This window comes from Frankia sp. CoWAU3 (assembly GCF_977971855.1).
Window position 1 is genome coordinate 22,741 of the sequence record NZ_CDWWXB010000012.1, and the last position, 3,957, is coordinate 26,697.

Below are 3,957 nucleotides of genomic sequence, written 5' to 3' on the forward strand. Positions count from 1 at the left end.
CCCGCCTGCTGGAGCGCTGCGCCAAGCTCTCCGACGAGCTCGGCGGCGGCTCGCTGACCGGACTGCCGATCATTGAGACGAAGGCCAACGACATCTCGGCCTACATCCCGACGAACGTCATCTCGATCACCGACGGGCAGGTCTTCCTGGAGTCCGACCTGTTCAACCAGGGTGTCCGCCCGGCCATCAACGTCGGCACCTCGGTGTCCCGGGTCGGCGGTAGCGCGCAGGTTAAGGCGATGAAGTCGGTCGCCGGCCGCCTGCGGCTGGACCTCGCCCAGTACCGCGAGCTCGAGGCGTTCTCGGCCTTCGGTTCCGACCTGGACAAGGCCTCGCGGGACCAGCTCGCGCGCGGCGCCCGCCTGGTTGAGCTGCTCAAGCAGCCGCAGGGCCAGCCCTTCCCGGTCGAGCGCCAGGTCGTGTCGATCTGGGCCGGAACCACCGGCAAGCTCGACGATGTGCCCGTGGCGGACATCCGTCGCTTCGAGTCGGAGTTCCTGGACTTCGTCGGCCGGTCTTACCCAGAGGTATACGACGCGATCGTGACCACCGGCAAGCTCAGCGACGACACGATCGCCATGCTGGAGTCGGCCGTCGCGGAGTTCAAGAAGCAGTTCACGCTGTCCGACGGCAAGCCGTTGGTCAACGAGCCGGCGCCGAGCCCGCTCGACCCGGGGCTGGTGCGGCAGGAGTCGATCCCGATGCACCGGCCCGCGGCGCGCAAAGACGACGAGGGCTGATCCATGGCGGGCCAGCTTCGTGAGTACCGGCGGCGCATCCGGTCGGTGCAGTCGACGAAGAAGATCACCCGAGCGATGGAGCTGATCGCGGCTTCCCGCATTGCCAAGGCGCGGGCGCGGGTCGCTGCGGCCCGCCCCTATGCCGAGGAGATCACCCGGGTGATCGAGGCGGTCGCGGCGCAGACCACGATCGACCATCCGCTCACCACCGAGCGGCCCGGGGCGGCCCGGGCCGCGGTCGTGGTGATCACCAGCGACCGGGGGTTGGCCGGCGGGTACAGCTCGAACGCGCTGCGGCGCACCGGGGAGCTCATCGAGCTGCTGCATTCGGAGGGCAAGGAGACCGACCTGCACGTCGTGGGCCGCAAGGGAACGGGCTACTACCGCTTCCGGGGACGTGCGATGAGCGGCGAGTACACCGGTTTCTCCGAACAGCCGTCGTACGCGGACGCCAAGTCGGTCGCGGACGCGCTCATCGCGGCCTTCATCGCCACGAGCGAGAACGGCGGGGTGGACGAGATCCACGTGGTCCACACGGAGTACGTCAGCGCCATCACCCAGACGCCGGTCGCCCGCCGGTTGCTGCCGATGGTGCTCACCGAGACCGACGAACCGCCGCGTGGCGGTCCGCTGCCCCAGTATGAGTTCGAGCCCTCCGCCGAGGGGGTGCTCGACGCGTTGCTGCCGCGCTACGTGGAAAGCCGGCTCTATGCGGCGCTGCTCGAGTCGGCGGCGTCGGAGTCGGCGGCGCGGCAGCGGGCCATGAAGTCGGCTACGGACAACGCCGAGGACCTCATCAAGAGATACACCCGGCAGGCCAACCGGGCCCGACAGGACGCCATTACTCAGGAGATCTCCGAGATCGTCGGTGGCGCCAACGCTCTGGCTTCGGGAACCTGATATGGGTGGGCGGCGGTTCACACTCGTGTGGCCGGACTCGTGTGACCGGAACCGATGAGGACAGCGACGACAACAGAACGTGAAGGACGACGCCGAAGGCGGAGCGCGCGCGACGCGGGCCGTTCCGTCCCAGGTGCCAGCGAACGCGAGCCCGAGGCTGCGGCGGCGGGCATTGATCGGAAACTGAGGACGCCATGACCGTCACCACCAGCTCGCCGGCCACGGCACAGGGCCGGACCCCGGGGATCGGCCGGGTCGCCCGAGTCATCGGACCGGTTGTCGACGTGGAGTTCGCTCCCGACGAACTCCCCGAGATCTACCAGGCACTGCAGGTCGACCGGACTATCGGCGACGAGACGCTGACGCTGACGCTCGAGGTCGCCCAGCACATCGGTGACAACACCGTGCGGGCCATCTCCATGCAGCAGACCGACGGTCTCGTCCGGGGCGCGCCCGTCCACGACACCGGCGCGCCGATCTCGGTCCCGGTCGGCGACGCCACCAAGGGCCACGTGTTCAACGTGCTTGGCACGCCGCTCGACGTGAAGCAGATCGAGGCCGAGACGTACTGGCCGATCCACCGGTCGGCGCCGGCGTTCGACCAGCTCGAGTCGAAGACCGAGATGTTCACCACCGGCATCAAGGTCATCGACCTGCTCGCGCCGTACGTGCGCGGTGGGAAGATCGGCCTGTTCGGCGGTGCCGGCGTCGGCAAGACCGTCATCATCCAGGAGATGATCCGCCGGGTCGCCAAGGAGTTCGGTGGCGTCTCGGTGTTCGCCGGGGTCGGCGAGCGTACCCGTGAGGGCAACGACCTGTTCCTGGAGATGACCGAGGCCGGCGTCATCGAGGACACCGCGCTGGTGTTCGGCCAGATGGACGAGCCGCCGGGTACCCGGCTGCGGGTCGCGCTCGGCGCGCTCACGATGGCCGAGTACTTCCGGGACGTCCAGAAGCAGGACGTGCTGCTGTTCATCGACAACATCTTCCGGTTCACCCAGGCCGGATCCGAGGTTTCCACGCTGCTCGGCCGGATGCCCAGCGCCGTCGGCTACCAGCCGACGCTGGCCGACGAGATGGGTGTGCTCCAGGAGCGCATCACCTCGACCCGGGGCCACTCGATCACCTCGCTGCAGGCCATCTACGTGCCCGCGGACGACCTGACCGACCCGGCGCCGGCGACGACGTTCACCCACCTCGACGCCACCACCGTGCTCGACCGGGCCATCTCCGACCTGGGTATCTACCCGGCGGTGAGCCCGCTCGACTCCAACTCCCGGATCCTGGACGCGCGCTATCTCGGGCAGGAGCACTACGACACGGCCCGTGAGGTGCAGCGGATCCTGCAGCGCTACAAGGACCTGCAGGACATCATCGCCATCCTCGGTATCGATGAGCTCTCCGAAGAGGACAAGATTCTCGTCAACCGGGCGCGGCGGATCCAGCGGTTCCTGTCGCAGCCGTTCTTCGTGGCCGAGCAGTTCACCGGCATCCCCGGCAAGTTCGTCCCGCTCGACGAGACGATCGACTCGTTCAAGCGGCTCACTCAGGGCGACTTCGACCACCTGCCGGAGCAGGCGTTCTTCATGTGCGGTGGCATCGAGGACGCGGAGAAGAACGCGGAGAACCTGTAATGCCGATCCGGGTGGCGATTGTCTCGCCCGAGCAGGAGGTGTGGTCCGGCGACGCCGACATGGTCGTCGCCCGGACCACCGACGGTGATCTCGGCGTGCTGCCCGGCCATGTGCCGCTGCTGGGTCTGCTGGCGCCGGGCGGAACGGTCCGGGTCAAGACCGGTGGCCGGGAGATCTCGGCCTCGGTGGACGGCGGCTTCATCTCGGTGACACACCAGGGTGTCAGCATCCTCGCCGAGACCGCGAAGCTGACCTGAGTTTCCCGCGGCCAAGGGCGCGTTCTCCGCATCGGGGGACGCGTCTTTCGCGTCACGTCACAGGTCGCGACAGGGCCCTACAGGCTCTACAGGCCCAACAGAAACTGCAGGGCCTTGGTCATCCGCAGCAGATGATCGGGACCCACGACGCCGAGCCGGCGACCAAAGCGCTGCTGGGACACCGATTTCACGTCCTCGACCTTCGCGTAGCTTGTCTCACGCAGACCGGTGCCGCCGGGCGCGAGCTCGACGTGGGAGGGCAGCCCGCAGCGCCTCCGCCTCGGCGGAGCGCTCGGCACCGAGCTCGTCCCAGGCGGGCGAGTCGGCCGCGAGGCGGTCGTACCCCTCCTCGAAGCCGCGCCAAAACAGCTCGCGCTCGTAGGCCTCGACGGCCTGGTCAATGATCGTCTGCATCTGCTGGCCGGT

5 protein-coding genes are annotated in these 3,957 nt (G+C 68.4%); 4 read left to right on the forward strand and 1 reads right to left on the reverse strand.

All coding sequences use genetic code 11. From position 1 onward, the window contains the following. The 4 genes from AC08ON_RS02735 to AC08ON_RS02750 form a co-directional block, all read left to right on the forward strand. On the forward strand, positions 1-740 hold a 740-nt coding region (locus AC08ON_RS02735; protein WP_476616393.1), incomplete at its 5' end, for a F0F1 ATP synthase subunit alpha. Positions 741-743: 3 nt separating this feature from the next. Beyond that, positions 744-1,640 (forward strand): F0F1 ATP synthase subunit gamma, encoded by an 897-nt coding sequence (locus tag AC08ON_RS02740; RefSeq protein WP_011438084.1) that lies wholly within the window; start codon positions 744-746, stop codon positions 1,638-1,640. Between the two features lie 194 nt (positions 1,641-1,834). Continuing rightward, the gene (gene atpD / locus AC08ON_RS02745) at positions 1,835-3,274 is read left to right on the forward strand and encodes a F0F1 ATP synthase subunit beta (protein WP_476606289.1); all 1,440 of its coding nucleotides are present in this window, start codon (positions 1,835-1,837) and stop codon (positions 3,272-3,274) included. Next, positions 3,274-3,531, forward strand: coding sequence for a F0F1 ATP synthase subunit epsilon (locus AC08ON_RS02750; protein ID WP_011438082.1), 258 nt, complete (start codon positions 3,274-3,276; stop codon positions 3,529-3,531). The genes atpD and AC08ON_RS02750 overlap by 1 nt, the downstream gene beginning before the upstream one ends. 216 nt (positions 3,532-3,747) lie before the next feature. Here AC08ON_RS02750 and AC08ON_RS02755 read toward each other — a convergent pair. Beyond that, positions 3,748-3,957, reverse strand: a 210-nt coding sequence (locus tag AC08ON_RS02755) for a hypothetical protein (protein ID WP_476616394.1), incomplete at its 5' end; no start/stop codon positions are given.